Source organism: Nocardioides sp. Z22_16 (assembly GCF_058134365.1).
Genome location: NZ_JBYTTI010000002.1, coordinates 559,817 through 575,574, shown reverse-complemented (window position 1 = coordinate 575,574; position 15,758 = coordinate 559,817). Strand labels below are relative to the sequence as shown.

The following is a 15,758-nucleotide window of genomic DNA, read 5'->3' as shown; positions in this document are numbered from 1 at the left end:
AGGCACCGTCGCCCCCATTGCATAGTGTGGCGCCATGAAGGCCTTGCTCCTGGAGAACATCCACCCCCGCGCCGTCGAGTCGCTCGAGAGCCGCGGCATCGAGGTCAAGCTGCGCGCCGGCTCCCTCTCGGAGCAGGAGCTGATCCAGGCGCTCGACGGCGTCTCGCTGCTCGGCATCCGCTCCAACACCAAGGTGACCGCCGCCGTCCTCGACGCGGCACCCGAGCTGATCGCGATCGGCTGCTTCTGCATCGGCACCAACCAGGTCGACCTGGCGGCGGCGGCCGCGCGCGGAGTGGCGGTCTTCAACGCTCCCTACTCCAACACCCGCAGCGTCGTCGAGCTGGTGATCGGCGAGATCATCGCCCTCGCCCGACGCCTCCCGGAGAAGATCCAGCGGATGCACGACGGCATCTGGGACAAGTCGGCGCGAGGCAGCCACGAGGTACGGGGCCGCACCCTGGGCATCGTCGGCTACGGCAACATCGGCACCCAGCTCTCCAACCTCGCCGAGGCCCTCGGCCTCCGCGTCGTCTTCTACGACACCGCCGACCGGCCCGCCCACGGCAACGCCCAGCGGATGGGCTCCCTGGACGAGCTGCTCGCGGTCGCCGACGTGGTCAGCCTCCACATCGACGGGCGACCGGGCAACCAGGGCTTCTTCGGCGCCCGCCAGTTCGCCGCCATGAAGCCTCGCTCGCTCTTCATCAACGCCTCGCGCGGCATGGTCGTCGACGACGTCGCGCTGCGCGACAACCTGCTCTCGGGCCACATCGCCGGGGCCGCCCTCGACGTCTTCCCGGTGGAGCCGAAGGCACAGGGCGACGAGTTCGAGTCGGTGCTCCGCGGCCTCGACAACGTCATCCTCACCCCGCACGTCGGCGGCTCCACGCAGGAGGCGCAGGAGGAGATCGGCTGGTTCGTGGCCGGCAAGCTGCTGGGCTTCGCCTTCGAGGGGAGCACCACGCTCTCGGTCAACCTGCCCCAGGTCCAGCCGCCGCGGCTCGACGGGCACCGGATCGGCATCCTGCACCACAACGTGCCCGGCGTGCTCGCCGGCTTCAACACCCTGCTGGCCGCCGAGGGCGACAACATCACCGGTCAGCAGCTCGCGACCCACGGCCCCATCGGCTATGTGGTCACCGACGCCACCAGCGACCTCTCCCCCGCGTCGATGGAGGAGCTGCGCGCCTCCGAGCACACCCTGTGGGTCCGCACCTACTGAGGTGCCGGGCGCCGGGTCAGACCCGGTGCAGCCGCCGGGCGGCCTCCGCGAGGGACCCGCTCATCGACGGGTAGACCGTGAAGGCCTGGGCGAGCTGGTCGGCGGTGAGCGACTCGGCCACCGCCAGCGAGACGGGGTGGATCAGCTCGCTGGCCCGCGGACCGACGACGACCCCGCCCACCACGATGCCCGTGCCGGGACGGCAGAAGAGCTTGACGAAGCCGTCCTTGACCCCCTGCATCTTGGCGCGCGCGTTGCCCGCCAGCGGCAGGGTCACCACCTCGGCGTCGATCTCGCCGTTGTCCACCGCCTGCTGCGACCAGCCCACCGTCGCGATCTCGGGGGCGGTGAAGACGTTGGAGGAGACCTTCTTCAGGTCCAGCGGCGCGACCGCGTCGCCGAGGAAGTGCCACATGGCGATCCGCCCCTGCATCGCCGCCACCGAGGCCAGCATCAGCACGCCGGTGCAGTCACCGGCCGCGTAGACGCCGCGGGCGGCGGTCCGCGAGACCCGGTCGACCCGGATGAAGCCGCCCTCGTCGAGCCGGACCCCCGCCTCCTCGAGGCCGAGGCCGGCGGTCTTGGGGACCGACCCGAGGGCGAGCACGCAGTGGGAGGCCTCGACCGTGCGGCCGTCGGTGAGGGTGACGGTCACCCGGTCGCCCTCGCGGGTGACCGACTCCATCCGCGACTTCGAGAGCACGTTCATGCCGCGGCGTACGGCGACCTCCTCCAGCACGGCGGACGCGTCCGCGTCCTCGCCGGGGAGCACCCGGTCGCGCGACGAGACCAGGGTGACCGGGATGCCGAGCGCGAGGTAGGCGGAGGCGAACTCCGCCCCGGTCACCCCGGACCCCACCACCACGAGGCTCTCGGGCACCTCGGTCAGGTCGTAGACCTGCTCCCAGGTCAGGATCCGCTCGCCGTCGGGCTGGGCGCTCGGCAGGGTGCGGGGCGCGGCGCCGGTGGCGACCAGGATCGCGTCGGAGTCGAGCGTCTCCGTGCCGCCGTCGGCGAGGTCGACGACCACCTGCTGCGGCCCGGCCAGCCGGCCGTGGCCGCGCACCACCCGGACGCCGTCGCGCTCCAGGCGTCGCTGGATGTCCGCGGACTGCTCGGCGGCCAGCGCCTTGACCCGGGCGTTGACCCGGCCCAGGTCGACGACCACCCGGGCGGCGGAGTCGCCCTCGGGGTCGACGAAGCTCACGCCGAGCTCGGCCGCGGTGGTCAGCTCGGTCATCACCTCGGCGGTGGCGATCAGCGTCTTGGACGGCACGCAGTCGGTGATCACGGCCGAGCCGCCGATCCCGTCGCTGTCCACGACGGTCACCGTGGCACCCAGCTGGGCCGCGACGTGCGCGGCCTCGTAGCCGCCGGGGCCTCCTCCGATGATGACGACCCGGTCGGTGGACGGGTTTCGGGTGGCCACGACGTCAGAAGTTGATCATGTGGCCGGCGATGCCGTGGACGGCTTCCTTGACCGCCTCGGACAAGGTCGGGTGGGCGAAGACGTTGCGCGAGACCTCGTCGGCGGTGAGGTCCCACTGCTGGGCCAGGGTGAGCACCGGGAGCAGCTCGGTCACGTCGGGCCCGATCATGTGGGCCCCGAGGATCTCGTTGTACTTGGCGTCGGCCACCACCTTGACGAAGCCCACGGTCTCGCCCAGGCCCGCCGCCTTGCCGTTGGCGCTGAAGGGGAAGGTCGACGTCTTGACGTCGTACCCCTTCTCCTTGGCCTGCTCCTCGGAGTAGCCGAACGACCCGATCTGCGGCTGGCAGTACGTCGCCCGCGGGATCATGTCGAAGTTGATCTCCATGGTCTCGGCGCCGGCGATCGTCTCGGCCGCCACGATCCCCATCGCCTCGGCCACGTGGGCCAGCATCATCTTGCCGGTGACGTCGCCGATCGCGTAGACGTGCTCGATGTTGGTGCGTCCTCGCTCGTCGACCGCGATCGCACCGCGCTCGGTGGTCTTCACCCCGATCTCGTCGAGCCCGTAGCCCTCGAGGCGGGGGGCGAACCCGAAGGCCGCCAGCATCTTGTCGGCCTCGATGACCTGGGAGTCGCCGCCGGCCGCCGGGCTGACGGTGACCCGCACGCCCTCACCGGTGTCCTCGACGTTCTCGACCTTGGTCGACAGCATGACCTTGACGCCGAGCTTCTTGTACTGCTTGAGCAGCTCCTTGGAGACGTCGGCGTCCTCGGTGGGCACCATCCGGTCCAGGAACTCCACGATGGTGACGTCGACGCCGAAGTTCTTCATCACGTAGGCGAACTCGACGCCGATCGCGCCGGAGCCTCCGATGATGATCGAGCCGGGCAGCTCCTCGTCGAGGATCTGCTCCTCGTAGGTCACGACGTTCTTGCTGACCTCCATGCCCGGCAGCATCCGCACGGTCGCGCCGGTGGCGATGATGAGGTCGTCGAAGGTCAGGGACCGGGTGGAGTCGTCGTTCATCGCGACGTCCATCGAGGTCGGCGAGGTCAGGGTGCCCCAGCCGTCGATCTCGGTGATCTTGTTCTTCTTCATCAGGAAGTGGACGCCCTTGACGATGCCGGCGCTCACCTGGCGGGACCGCTTGTGGGTGGGGCCGAAGGACATCGTCACCTCGCCCTCGATGCCGAACTTGGCCTTCTCGTGGGTGAGCGTGTGGGCGAGCTCGGCGTTCTTGAGCAGGGCCTTGGAGGGGATGCAGCCGACGTTGAGGCACACCCCGCCCCAGTACTGCTTCTCGACCACTGCCACGGACTTGCCGAGCTGGGCGGCGCGGATGGCGGCGACGTACCCGCCGGGGCCGGCACCGAGGACAACGACGTCGAAGTGTGCGGAGTCAGTCACGACCCACAGCCTAGGCTGCGGCCGGTGGGCGGCGTAACCCACCTCCGCTGCGCGATAGCCTGCACCCCGTGACGCTGTACGCCGCCTACGGCACCAACCTCGACCCCGGTCGGATGGGTGAGCGCTGCCCGCACTCCCCCTTGCGGGGCACGGGCTGGCTGACCGGCTGGCGGCTCACCTTCGGCGGCGAGGAGCACGGCTGGGACGGCGCACTGCCGACCATCGTCCAGGACGCTGCCGAGCAGGTCTTCGTCGCCGTCTACGACATCGGCGGCGAGGACGAGGCGGCCCTCGACGGCTGGGAGTCGGCCGACACCGGCCTCTACCGCAAGACCCGGGTGCGGGTCTCCACCCTCGCCGGCGAGGTGACCGCCTGGGCCTACGTGCTCGACGCCTACGAGGGCGGACTGCCCAGTGCCTCCTACCTCGGGGTCCTCGCCGACGCCGCCGAGGCGGCGGCCGCCCCCGACGACTACGTCGCCGCGCTGCGCCAGCGCCCGTGCCGCTCGACCGGCCTCTGAGCGCCGTCCGCCTCAGAAGTTGAGGCGCACGTCCAGCTCGTCGCGGCTCATCCCGCTCGCGAAGAGGACATCGGCGGCCAGCGAGCGCACCTGCGAGGCGACGGCCGCCCGGTTGAGGGTCATCTCGTCGGTCAGCGACGCCACCGCCAAGCGGACCGACTCGACCAGCTCCTCCCTCGCCTCGTGCATCTCCTCGGTGTCGGGCCTCTCCCCCAGCCCCGACTCGAAGATCCGCACTCCGCGGGCCAGCGCCTCCACCGAGGAGCACATCAGGTCGGTGCACTCCTCGCCCAGCCGCAGCATCGAAGCCACCCGGCGCGCCAGCACCCGGGCGTCGCGGATCGCGTTGTCGATGTCGCCCAGGGCCCCGGCGTAGCGGGCCACCTCGCTGCGGTGGCGCCACCGCACCGGGGACATGGCCGCCACCTCGGCGACGTTCGCGGCGGTGTTCTGAGCCGTGGTGACGTCGCCCTGCATGCTCCGCGCCCTGGCCAGTGCCGCCTCGGCGAGCGCCAGGTCACCGGAGCGCATCGCGCGGGCCACGGCCTCCAGGATCCGCTCCAGCTCCTCGAGCAGGGGACGCACCTCCCGGGTGAGGTCGCGGGTGGGGTTGCGCGGCAGCAGCAGCACCATCGCCAGGCCGCAGAAACCGCCGACCAGCGCGTCGAGGAACCGGGTCACCGCCGGGTTGTCGGCCCCCGCCACCGGGACCACCGCGGCCATCAGCACCCCCGAGTTCGCGGCCTGGGTGATCGCCACCCCCTTGAGCCCGGCGAAGAGCGCGGAGGCCGTGGCCAGCACGACGACCAGGGCGAGCTGCCACGCGCCCCGGCCGATGGCCAGGATCAACAGCTCACCCACCAGCACTCCCACGGCCACTCCCAGGACGGGCTCGAGCAGCATGCGCTGACGCAGCCCCACCCCGGCGACCAGCACGATCACCGCGGCGATGGGGGCGAAGAAGGCCTGCTGGTGGCCCAGGACATGGGTGGAGAACGCGAACGCGGCGGCGGTCGCGGCCGCGAGCCGGAGCAGCTGGCGCCACCGCCGCGCGACGGCCCGGCACCTGTCGCGCAGCGTCATCCGCGGCACGAGCTCTCTCATGCGCTGGACCCGCGGGTGAACCGGCACACGCACATCCTCACCCACGACGCGAGGGCCGCGGCATGACTCGCCGCTCACTCGCCGCTGTGGCAGCAGGCCTCGACGTTGTTGCCCTCCGTGTCGCGCACGAAGGCCCCGTAGTACCCCTCGTGGTACTCCGGCCACAGCCGCGGCTCGTGCAGCACCTCGGCACCGGCCGCCACCGCCTCCGCGAACCACTCGCGCACGGTGGCGGCATCCGGTGCGGCGAAGGCGACATGGACCTCGCGATTGGGCCCGACCTCGTCGAAGGTCCCGATCCAGAAGCTCGGGTGATCGGTCCCGTAGCCGATGGCGACCCCGTGCTCCATGAGCCGCCGATGCCCCAGCACGCCCAGGACGCGGTCGTAGAAGGCGCTGGCGCGTCCCAGGTCGGTGACGTTGATGCCGAGGTGATCGATCATCGTCCCAGCCTGCACCCTGCGGAGTGGCTCGACCAGAGGGACGCTGCCTAGGATCGGTGGGTGACCGAGACCGATCCCTCAGCCCTGGCCTCCGCGGCCGCCTCGACTCTGCGTGAGCTCACCGGCGTCGACTCCCACGACGTGGCCCTCGTGCTCGGCTCCGGCTGGCTGCCCGCCGTCGACGCGCTCGGACCGGCGACCGCCGAGATCTCCACCACCGACCTCCCCGGCTTCCACGCCGCCGGCGTGGCGGGACACTCCGGCAAGATCCGCAGCATCCGGGTCGGCGACTCCGACGTCCTGGTCTTCCTCTCCCGCACCCACTTCTACGAGGGCAAGGGCGTGCGGGCCGTCGTCCACCCGGTGCGCACCGCGGCCGCCGCCGGGTGCCGCACCATCGTCCTGACCAACGGGTGCGGCGGTCTGCGCGAGACGTGGGCTCCGGGCACGCCGGTGCTGATCAGCGACCACATCAACCTCACCGCCACCTCGCCGATCGAGGGCGCCCACTTCGTCGACCTCACCGACCTCTACTCCAGCCGGCTGCGGGCGCTGTGCCGGGAGGTCGACCCCAGCCTCGACGAGGGTGTCTACGTGCAGTTCCCCGGCCCCCACTACGAGACGCCCGCCGAGATCCGCATGGTCCGCGCGATCGGCGGCGACCTCGTCGGGATGAGCACGACCCTGGAGGCGATCGCCGCCCGTGAGGCGGGCATGGAGGTGCTGGGGATCAGCCTGGTCACCAACGCCGCGGCCGGGATCAGCGGGGAGCCGCTCAACCACGAGGAGGTCCTCGAGGCCGGCCGCTCGGCCGCCACCCGGATGGGCGCCCTCCTCGGCGACCTGGTCCCGCGGATCTGATGCGGGTCCTGGTCACCGGCGCCGCCGGCTCCATCGGGCGGGTCGTGCTGCCCGGGCTCGCCGAGGCCGGGCACGAGGTCGTCGGCCTCGACCTGGTCCCCGCCCCCGAGGGCGTCGACGTCGCCTGGCACCTCGGCGACTGCACGGACCCCGACGCCGTCGACGCCGTCTTCGCCGCCCAGCCCCTGGACGCCGTCGTCCACCTCGCCGGCCACCCCGACGAGCTCGACCTCCCCGGGTCGTTCTCCTCCCACGTGCTGACCACCGCGGCACTGCTCGACGCCTGCGTCGCCCACCGGGTGGACCGCTTCGTCTACGCCTCGAGCAACCACGCCGTCGGGCGGACCCCCCGCACCGACTGCGTCGGCGTCGACGCCCGGCCGCGGCCCGACACCTTCTACGGCGTCGGCAAGGTCGCCGCGGAGGCGGTGATGAGCCTGTACGCCGACCGCTACGGCGTCGACGCGGTGGCCTGCCGCATCGGCTCGTTCCTCCCCCGCCCCACCACCGCCCGCCACCTCTCGACCTGGCTCTCCCACGGCGACTGCGTGCGGATGGTCGAGGCCGCGCTGACCGCGCGGGCGCCCGGCTTCGCGGTGCTCTACGGCATCTCGGCCAACACCGACGCCTGGTGGGACCTCGAGCCCGGCCGGGCCCTGGGCTACGAGCCGCAGGACGACGCCTCGTCGTACGCCGGGGAGATCGCGCCGCGCCCCGAGGACCCCGCCGAGGCCGCGCACGTCGGGGGCCCCTTCGCCGGCGAGGAGTTCTGGCGCCCCGCCCTGCCGCGGGGGTGACGCAGGGATCCCCGCCTGGGCGGGGATCTTCAGGGTTAGTGGGGCATGTATGCCCCACTAACCCTGCGGATCACCGGCCAGGCGGGGATTCAAGTGACGGACGAGGTCAGCGGGTGATGCGGAACTTCACGACCTTGCGGGCCTTGGTGTAGCTGTCGTCGCCGGTGAAGCGGACGACCAGCTTGTAGGCGCCGCGCTTGCCCTTCGGCAGCTTGATGACCGCCTTGCCGCGCTTGTTGAGCTTGGGCTTGACCTGGACGGCCTTCTTCTTGCCCGGGACCTTGAGGGTCGCCTTGAGGCGGCCGGTCGCGGGGCCGGCCTTGCCCTTGAGGGTAACCACGACCCGGCCCGCCTTGCGGGTGGTCGGCGCGGTCGCGAGCTTCGCCTTCGCCTTGAGCGCCACCTTCTGCACGGGGGCGGGGACGGGGGCAGGCGTGGGGGCGGGAGCCGGCTGGGCCAGGAAGCTCCAGTCGATCGCCACCGGGGTGACGGTGTCCTGGGTGGTGTTGGAGTGGGTGTGCGCCTGCCAGGTGAAGACCGCGTACTGCGTGCCCGCGACGAGCTTCTCGGTCGGGGCGTTGAGCACGGTGGTGAAGGCGTCACCGGAGAAGTCGCCCGGCATCACGTAGCTGACCGCCGCCATGGTGGCGAGGCTCGCGCGGTTGCCGTAGTCGATCGCGGTGCCGGCGGGGGCCAGGGCGACGTAGACGCCCGCGTCGCCCGGGTTGGTCGTGGGGTTGAACCCCTTGCCCTCGACCTTGACCGTCACCCCGTCGGTGACGTCCGCACCGGTCACGGTCGCGCTGACCGAGGGGGCGCTCGCGGTCGCGGAGGCCGCGAACGCACCGGGACGCTTGTGGTCACCGCTGCTGGTGAAGTAGAAGTGCCCCCGCACGCCCGGGGTCAGCGCGCCGAGGAACTCGGGGTGGAACGACTTGCCGTCCACCGGGTGCGGTGCGACGGCGCCCAGCTCGACGGCGACGTCGGAGCCGGGTGCCAGGACGCCCGCCCAGTCGGGGGTCGCCACGACGCTCTCCGGCGTGGAGGTGGCGCCGGAGAACTCGGCGACGGTGACCGAGGTCGGGGCGGTGCTGGCGGCGGGCGCGCCGCCGGCCCTGCCGATGTTGGCGGCGGAGACGGTCGCCCGGATCTCGCCGGTGCCGTCGGCCTGCGTGACGACCGAGGGGTCGGAGACGACGACCGAGTACTGCTCGGCCCCGGCCGCCACGAACGCGCCGCGGACCGTGCCGCGGTAGGTACGCACCGTGGCGCCCCCGTCGGTCTCGACGCTCGCGGCGGGGAAGGTGAAGAGGTCGTCGGCGCCGGTGCCGGGGTCACCGGCGGTGTGCGTCGCGCCGTCGCTCACCGTGCCGGTGGCGGTGCTGGGCATCGGCGTGCTCTGCCCGAACCGGCTGAAGAAGAGGTGCTCGACGAACTGCTGGGAGATGTTCCAGGTCAGGGCCCCGGTGGCCGGTGCGGCCTGGGCGGGAGCCGACACGGTGGCGACGGTCGCGAGACCGGCCACCAGGGCGCCTGCTGCTCCGGCCGCGATGCGGCGTGTGGAACGGGAGGTGGACATGGGTGTTCCTTTCGGTGGTGCTGGGTGGAGGGAGGAAGGCTCAGGAGGGTCTACGGGCCGGGAGCAGGAGGAGCAGCGCGCCGGCGAGCAGCAGCGCTCCCCCGGCCCACCAGCCCGGATGGACGGTCTCGGAGCTGGCGGCCGCGAGGGAGGTGACGTCCGCCGCGACCAGGTCCGCCTGCAGGGAGAGCGGCGCGCCCACCGCCTGCGGGGCCGCGGGCCCGGCGTCGGGTACGACGTCCGCCGGCACGCTGTCCTCCGGGCCTCCGGCGACCGGCGGGGCGGGCTCCACCGGGTCCACCGGACCCGCCTGCGCGGACTTCGCGGGGCCGCGCGAAGGGCTGGGCGAGGGGCTGGGCGAGGGGCTGGGCGAGGGGCTGGGCCTGACCGGGTTGGTCACCTTCGCCGGCGCCGGGGTCGGCTTGGTGGCCGCGGGGCCCCGGGTGGGGGCCGGCGCCTCCGGCAGCGTCCCGGCGTACCCGACCACGACCGGGCTGGGCAGCTTGGTCCAGTCCGACTGGAGACCGGTCGAGTACCAGAACTGGTCCACCCCGAGGGGCGAGAGGAAGTCGATCATCGGCGCCGGGAAGCTCCCCCAGTGCTCCCCCGTACGCCGCTGCGGGACCGAGCCGGTCACCTCGACGCCGCCGTAGGCCGGGGTGGCGACCAGGCCGGTCTCCGTCACGTCGACCCCGGAGAGGGTCGCGATCGCGACGCGGCGGCCCTCCACGGGGGTCCAGGTCCGGGTGTCCGTGCGGTCCGCCAGCCATCCCCCGAGCACCGCGGTGACCTCCCCGGCACCGCCGCTCAGGCTGAGCTGCGGGTCGGAGACGGTGAAGACGGTGTTGCCTGCGTAGTAGACGACCGTGAAGGTGCCCGTCCACGCCAGGGAGGCGTCCTCGGCGACCGGGTCCACGGTCCCGGCGCCGCCGGCCACCTTCACCCGGTGGCCGCTGAACGGTCCGTAGAGGTCGATCGGCGCGCCGTGGGCGTCGGTGCCCAGCCCCTGCCAGGTGGCGGTCTGCCAGGTCCCCGCGGCGTCGAGCTTCTCGATGGTGGTGTTCCCCGCGGTCGGCGACCACTTCGAGGACGGGAGCGTCGCGCCGCCGCGGCCCGGGTCGGCCACCCCGGCGGCGAGGAAGTTGATGGCCGTCGGGTTGTGCGAGCGCGCGTTGGTCTGCTCGTTGAGGCTCCACGCGAAGACCACGTCGGAGACCTCGAGCGCCGTGCTCGGGGCCGGCTCCTCCAGCCCCGTGGACGCGCCGGCCGGGGGCACCCCGACACCGAGGGCGAGCAGGAGCGCGGCGGCCGTCACGGCCAGCCCGGCCCGGGCGCGCTCAGGCGTGCGCACGGCGGCTCCTCACGACACGGCTCAACGCCAGGCCCAGCGCGCCCGCGAAGAGGAGCGCGCAGACCACGAGGAAGACGGTCGCCGGGGCCTCCTCCGACCACCAGGAGGAGCTCGTCGCCGCGGCGCCGCCCGCCCCGGGCTCGACCTCCGCGGCCGGGGCGGCGTCCGTGCTCACCCCGAACATCACCGAGGCCTCCCGGCCGCCGCCAAAGAGGCGCAGCTCGTGGGTGCCTCCGGGCAGCCCCGCCGGCAGCCCGACGACTCCGACCGCCCGGCCGTCCGCGCCCACCGTGTGCGGCCCGCTGGCCGCGAGCCCGTCGTCGAGGACGACGGTGAACTGCTCACCCGGGCGCAGTCCGCGGGCGACGAACGACAGCGCCCGTCCGGGCACCGCGGACGCCCGGTCGACCCGGAGCGCGGGCTTGCCCTGCCTGCTCTGCTTCGCCGGTGCGGCGGGCGCGGCGGGCGCAACCACGTCCCGGTCGTCCTCGGTGGCCGCGCCGCGCGGGGTCTCCGTCGTCGACGTCCCCGCCTCCGGAGCCACGGACTCACCCGGGCTCGCGGCCGGCGTGAGGTCGGCGACCCGCACCGGGGTGAAGGTCTCGTTGTTGGCGTTGTGCACCCCGTGCGCGCCGACGGTGATGACGCCGCAGGTCACCTTGCGGCAGTCCACGGTCCGGGCGGTGCCGTCGCGCCCGACTCCCTGGAACGTCGGACCCGGCACGAGCAGCCGCACCGACCAGGAGCCGTCGGCGGTCATCGTGCCGCCGTTGGCCGAGGAGGCGGTGTCCGAGCCCGGGAAGGCCACGTAGCGCTGGAAGCCGGCATTGCTGCGGGACTCGCTGTCGGGGACGTAGACGTAGTCCGTGCCCGACCGGCCGCCCTTGCTGGGCTGCCAACGCCCGCTGACGGTGCCGAACCAGACGTAGAGGCCGCCGTGTCCGCCCTTGACCGACTGGAACCCTTGACCCGAGACCCTGAGCTCGGTCGAGTACCGCGAGTCGATGACCTGACCGCGCCCGTCGTTGTCCACCACCACGCGTCCCGCCGCCTGGGCGGGAGCCTGGCCCAGGAGCACCGTGCCGAGCAGCAGGAGCAGCGCCAGGGCCGGGGCGAGGACGAGGGCGGTCACGCGCTGCGGCAGCCACCTCCGGGAGCTCAGGACGGGCACGTGGCCTCCTCGGGGACGACGGTCGGGAAGGGAGCGGGGTCGGCGGCGGTCGCGGGGACCGGGCCGCGCACCGGAAGGACCAGGAGGTTGCCGGCGTGGTCGACGACCTCGACCGGGTGCTCGTAGACCTCGGTGAGCAGGGCGGAGGTCAGCACCTCGGCGGGGCGTCCGACCGCCCGCACCGCACCCGCGGCGAGGACGCAGATCCGGTCGGCGAAGGCGGCCGCGAGGCTCAGGTCGTGCAGCACCACGACGACGGCGGCCCCGGCCGCGGCGCTGCGCCGCGCGTGGGAGAGCAGGGCCTCCTGGTGGCGGATGTCCAGCGCGGCGGTCGGCTCGTCGAGCAGGTGCACCTCGACCTCCTGGGCGAGCATCCGGGCGAAGGCCACCCGTCCCTGCTCGCCCCCGGAGAGGGTGGGCACCACCCGGGCGGCCAGGTGGTCGACCTCGGCCACCTCCATCGCCTCCTGGACCCGGACGTCGTCGTGCTCGGCGCGCGCCGTGCGACGCCAGACCGCGCGCCCCATCTCGACCACCTCGCGCACCCGGAAGCCGAAGGCCAGCGTCTGCTTCTGCTGCAGCACCGCCCGCCTCCGAGCCATCTCGGCGGCCGACTGGGTCGCGAGCGGACGGCCTGCGAGCTCGACCTCGCCGCTGTCCGGGCGCCGGTCCCCGGCGAGCACGGCCAGCAGGGTCGACTTCCCGGCTCCGTTGGGCCCGACGAGGGCGACCAGCTCGCCCGGGCTCACCTCGAAGGAGACGTCGCGGAGGATGTGGCGCCCGTCGATCTCGACGCCGACCTCTCGGGCGCGCAGGGCCGGAGCGGCCGCAGGGCCGCGGGTGGCCGTCATGCCCAGCCCCCCGCCGTACGACGTGCCCTGCGCAGCAGCCAGAAGAAGACCGGACCACCCACCAGTGAGGTGAGCATGCCGATCGGCAGGTCGGCGTAGGCGATCGCGGTGCGCGCCCAGAGGTCGGCGAGGACCAGCAGGAGCGCCCCGCCCAGCGCGCAGCTGGGCACCAGGGCCCGGTGTCCGGGGCCCACGACCATCCGCAGCAGGTGCGGGATGATGAGCCCGACGAAGGCGATGATGCCGGCGAAGGAGACCGCCGCCGCGGTGAGCACCGCGACCACCACGATGCTGGCCATCCGGAGGCGCTCCACGTCGACCCCGACGTGCTTGGCGCCCCGGTCCCCCAGCGCGAGCAGGTCGAGCCGGCGGGAGAGGAGCACGGCCGCCACGATGCCGACGAGCGCGACCGGCACGGTGACCAGCACCTGCTCGGCCCGGGAGCCGTTGAGGCTGCCCAGCTGCCAGAAGACGATCTCCTCGCGCGCCTGGGTGTCCCCGAGGAACATCAGGAAGGCCAGGGCGGCGCCCGCCATGGCGTTGACCGCGACGCCGGTGAGGACCAGGGTGACGACCTCGGTGCGACCGGAGTCCCGGGAGAGCAGGTAGACCGCGACGGTGGTGACCAGGCCGCCGAGGAACGCGGCGACCGGGAGCGTCCACTGGCCCAGCGCGACGACGTCGAAGACGATGACCGCAGCCGCGGCGAGGGCGGCGCCGGCGGAGACACCGACCACACCGGGCTCGGCGAGCGGGTTGCCGAAGACCCCCTGCATCACCGCGCCGGCGACGCCGAGCGATGCTCCGACCAGGACGGCCATCGCCAGTCGCGGGAACCGGACCTGCCACAGGGTGGACTCGCCCTGGGGGTGGGTGGGGAGGGAGGTCACGTCGAGCCCGAGGCGGTTGAGCACCGAGCCCACGACCTCGGCGGCGGGGATGTGGAGCTGGCCGGCACCGGCGGCGACCGTCACCGCCACCAGCAGCAGGGCACCGAGGGTGACCAGGACGGCGCGCCTGCTGGTGCCCGTCGGGGGCAGCGGCAGGCTCAGGCTCACGCCAGCTCCTGCGGAGCGTGGACGGCGACGGCCAGGGCGTTGAGCACGTCGGCGGTCCGCGGGCCGTAGCCGAGGACCAGGGAGTCCTCGATGTCGACGAAGCGCTCGTTGCGCCCGGCAGGCGTGTTGGCCAGGGCCGGGAGCCTCTCCAGCAGTCCGGAGACTCCGCCCGTCGACTCCAGGCCGCCCCGCATCATGACCACCAGCTCGGGCGCCGCGGCCACGAGCCCCTCGGCGGTGACGGGGCGCATCCCGGACCAGCCGATCTCCTCGGCCACGTCGTAGGCACCGACGGCGTCGATCAGGTCGTCGGCGCCGGATCCCTTGCCGAACATGTAGTAGACGCCCGCGTTGCCGCGCACGTAGAGGAAGATCGTGCGCAGGCGCCGCCGCTCGTCCTCGGGAGCCACCTCGGCGATGTCGGCGCGGACCGCCGCGACCTCGTCCGAGATCCGCTCGACCAGCGCCGCGCCGGCCTTCGGGACGCCCAGGGCGGCGGCGGTCGTCGCGGTCACCTCGTCGATGTTGTCCAGCGACCGCGAGGACTCCACGACGACGACCGGGATGCCGGAGTCGCGCATCTGCAGCACCACGTCCCAGGGCCCCAGGGAGGTGTCGGTGATGATCAGGGTCGGGTCGAGCTCGAGGATCGCCTCGGCGTTGAGCTCGTGGCCGTTCCCGGTCACCAGCGGGAGGTCGGCGGCCTGCTCGAAGCCGGTGGAGAGGTCGCGGCCGACCAGCCGGTCACCCAGGCCGAGCTCGAAGACCGTGCGCGACAGCGTGCCGTGCAGGTCGAGGGCGAGCACCCGGGAGACGTCCTCGACCACCACCTCGGTCCCCTGCGCGTCGGTGAGGGTGGCGGGCAGGGCGGGCTCGGGGCTGGTCGCGACCGGGTTGAGGTCGGAGACGTCCACCCCGGCGCTCACCGCGCCGCGCCAGGCCCGGGGGTCCTCCGCCGGGGTCACGCCGGCCACCGGCGGTGCGGCCTTGACCCCGCTCGACGCCTCGGTACCGGAGGCCCGGTCCGGGCCCTGGATCCCACAGCCGGCGACCAGGACGACCACCGCCGCCAGGGCGGCCACGCGGGGCGCCTGCGACCTGAGCATTCTCAACTTCTCCTCGACGAGTACCGGACCGGGGCTACGAGCACGACCCCGTGGGCTTAGGTTAGCCTAACCCAACTTAGGATCACCTAACCGCCTCGCTCGGCCCCCCTCCGGCACCTCGCCCCCGACCCCCTGGAGACCCCAGACATGACCGTCCTGGACGCCGCGTCCGCCCCCCTGTCGACCGCACTGCGCGAGGGCTCCCAGGCCCAGCACGCCGCCGCCGAGAGCTCCACGTTCATCGAGGACCTGATGGGCGGCCGGGTCAACGAGGCGGGCTACGTCAACTACCTGCGCTCGCTGCGCCCGGTCTACGCCGCGCTCGAGGAGACCGCCCGCGCCCTGGCGGCGCACCCCCTGGTCGCACCGCTCCACGACCCGGCCTTGGAGCGTCTCCCCTCGCTCGACGCCGACCTCGAGTCCTGGAGCACCGGGGACGACGCGGAGCAGGTCTGCCGCGGCCTGGCCGCCGAGGAGTACGCCGCGCGCATCCGCGCCACCGTCGACCACCCGGCCCGGTTCGTGGCCCACCACTACACCCGCTACCTGGGCGACCTCTCGGGCGGCCAGGCGATCGGCCGCATCCTCGACCGCGACTTCGACCGGGGTGGCGCCGGCCTGTCGTTCTACCGGTTCGAGTCGATCGAGAAGGTCAAGGTCTACAAGGACGGCTACCGCGCCCGGCTCGACGCCCTCCCTCTCGACGGGGCCCAGCAGGCGGAGGCCGTCGCGGAGGTCCAGCGCGCGTTCAGCCACAACCAGGCGGTCTTCGCCGAGCTGGCCGAGCACACGGCGCACTTCCGCCGACCCTGAGACCCGCCGACCGGCGGTTGCGGTCCCGGTGTAGGAAT

General features: G+C 73.3%; 15 protein-coding genes. 5 read left to right on the top strand and 10 right to left on the bottom strand.

Features of this window, described 5'->3' with window-relative positions; translation table 11 throughout:
- Positions 1 to 34: 34 nt before the first annotated feature.
- On the top strand, positions 35 to 1,225 hold the full coding sequence (serA, locus tag AC3X7R_RS07010) for a phosphoglycerate dehydrogenase (protein ID WP_489964856.1): 1,191 nt from the start codon (positions 35 to 37) through the stop codon (positions 1,223 to 1,225).
- Between the two features lie 16 nt (positions 1,226 to 1,241).
- On the opposite strand, the gene AC3X7R_RS07005 is transcribed toward serA, so the two are convergent.
- Both AC3X7R_RS07005 and lpdA read right to left on the bottom strand, forming a co-directional pair.
- A complete protein-coding gene (locus tag AC3X7R_RS07005) occupies positions 1,242 to 2,654 on the bottom strand; it encodes an NAD(P)H-quinone dehydrogenase (RefSeq protein WP_489964855.1) in 1,413 nt (470 codons plus the stop codon).
- Positions 2,655 to 2,658: 4 nt separating this feature from the next.
- Positions 2,659 to 4,065 carry a dihydrolipoyl dehydrogenase gene (gene lpdA / locus AC3X7R_RS07000; RefSeq protein WP_489964854.1) on the bottom strand — a complete coding sequence of 469 codons (1,407 nt, stop codon included), beginning with the start codon at positions 4,063 to 4,065 and terminating at the stop codon, positions 2,659 to 2,661.
- A 68-nt stretch (positions 4,066 to 4,133) separates the two neighbouring features.
- Between lpdA and AC3X7R_RS06995 the strand changes: the two genes are divergently transcribed.
- Positions 4,134 to 4,586 carry a gamma-glutamylcyclotransferase gene (locus tag AC3X7R_RS06995; protein ID WP_489964853.1) on the top strand — a complete coding sequence of 151 codons (453 nt, stop codon included), beginning with the start codon at positions 4,134 to 4,136 and terminating at the stop codon, positions 4,584 to 4,586.
- A 12-nt stretch (positions 4,587 to 4,598) separates the two neighbouring features.
- Here AC3X7R_RS06995 and AC3X7R_RS06990 read toward each other — a convergent pair whose 3' ends face one another.
- Positions 4,599 to 5,690, bottom strand: a complete 1,092-nt coding sequence (locus AC3X7R_RS06990; protein ID WP_489964852.1) for an FUSC family protein — start codon at positions 5,688 to 5,690, stop codon at positions 4,599 to 4,601.
- Positions 5,691 to 5,764: 74 nt separating this feature from the next.
- On the bottom strand, positions 5,765 to 6,133 hold the full coding sequence (locus AC3X7R_RS06985; protein ID WP_489964851.1) for a VOC family protein: 369 nt from the start codon (positions 6,131 to 6,133) through the stop codon (positions 5,765 to 5,767).
- 60 nt (positions 6,134 to 6,193) lie between these two features.
- Here AC3X7R_RS06985 and AC3X7R_RS06980 point away from each other — a divergent pair, with 60 nt between their 5' ends.
- Positions 6,194 to 6,994, top strand: a complete 801-nt coding sequence (locus tag AC3X7R_RS06980) for a purine-nucleoside phosphorylase (RefSeq protein WP_489964850.1) — start codon at positions 6,194 to 6,196, stop codon at positions 6,992 to 6,994.
- Positions 6,994 to 7,791, top strand: coding sequence for an NAD-dependent epimerase/dehydratase family protein (locus AC3X7R_RS06975; protein ID WP_489964849.1), 798 nt, complete (start codon positions 6,994 to 6,996; stop codon positions 7,789 to 7,791). The genes AC3X7R_RS06980 and AC3X7R_RS06975 overlap by 1 nt, the downstream gene beginning before the upstream one ends.
- Before the next feature lie 106 nt (positions 7,792 to 7,897).
- On the opposite strand, the gene AC3X7R_RS06970 is transcribed toward AC3X7R_RS06975, so the two are convergent.
- Genes AC3X7R_RS06970 through AC3X7R_RS06945 form a run of 6 tightly spaced genes read right to left on the bottom strand, consistent with a single transcriptional unit; the run spans position 7,898 to position 14,907 of the window.
- Entirely contained in the window at positions 7,898 to 9,370 is a 1,473-nt protein-coding gene (locus AC3X7R_RS06970; RefSeq protein WP_489964848.1) for an HtaA domain-containing protein, read from the bottom strand.
- A gap of 40 nt (positions 9,371 to 9,410) precedes the next feature.
- Positions 9,411 to 10,721: a hypothetical protein gene (locus tag AC3X7R_RS06965; RefSeq protein WP_489964847.1), complete on the bottom strand. Its 1,311-nt coding sequence runs from the start codon at positions 10,719 to 10,721 to the stop codon at positions 9,411 to 9,413.
- Positions 10,708 to 11,892 carry a hypothetical protein gene (locus AC3X7R_RS06960; protein ID WP_489964846.1) on the bottom strand — a complete coding sequence of 395 codons (1,185 nt, stop codon included), beginning with the start codon at positions 11,890 to 11,892 and terminating at the stop codon, positions 10,708 to 10,710. Before AC3X7R_RS06960 ends, AC3X7R_RS06965 begins: the two co-directional genes overlap by 14 nt.
- Positions 11,880 to 12,743 carry a heme ABC transporter ATP-binding protein gene (locus tag AC3X7R_RS06955; RefSeq protein WP_489964845.1) on the bottom strand — a complete coding sequence of 288 codons (864 nt, stop codon included), beginning with the start codon at positions 12,741 to 12,743 and terminating at the stop codon, positions 11,880 to 11,882. The genes AC3X7R_RS06960 and AC3X7R_RS06955 overlap by 13 nt, the downstream gene beginning before the upstream one ends.
- Positions 12,740 to 13,801 carry a FecCD family ABC transporter permease gene (locus tag AC3X7R_RS06950; protein ID WP_489964844.1) on the bottom strand — a complete coding sequence of 354 codons (1,062 nt, stop codon included), beginning with the start codon at positions 13,799 to 13,801 and terminating at the stop codon, positions 12,740 to 12,742. The genes AC3X7R_RS06955 and AC3X7R_RS06950 overlap by 4 nt, the downstream gene beginning before the upstream one ends.
- Positions 13,798 to 14,907: a heme/hemin ABC transporter substrate-binding protein gene (locus AC3X7R_RS06945; protein ID WP_489964843.1), complete on the bottom strand. Its 1,110-nt coding sequence runs from the start codon at positions 14,905 to 14,907 to the stop codon at positions 13,798 to 13,800. Before AC3X7R_RS06945 ends, AC3X7R_RS06950 begins: the two co-directional genes overlap by 4 nt.
- 147 nt (positions 14,908 to 15,054) lie before the next feature.
- Between AC3X7R_RS06945 and AC3X7R_RS06940 the strand changes: the two genes are divergently transcribed.
- Positions 15,055 to 15,720, top strand: a complete 666-nt coding sequence (locus AC3X7R_RS06940) for a biliverdin-producing heme oxygenase (RefSeq protein WP_489964842.1) — start codon at positions 15,055 to 15,057, stop codon at positions 15,718 to 15,720.
- Positions 15,721 to 15,758: the final 38 nt, after the last annotated feature.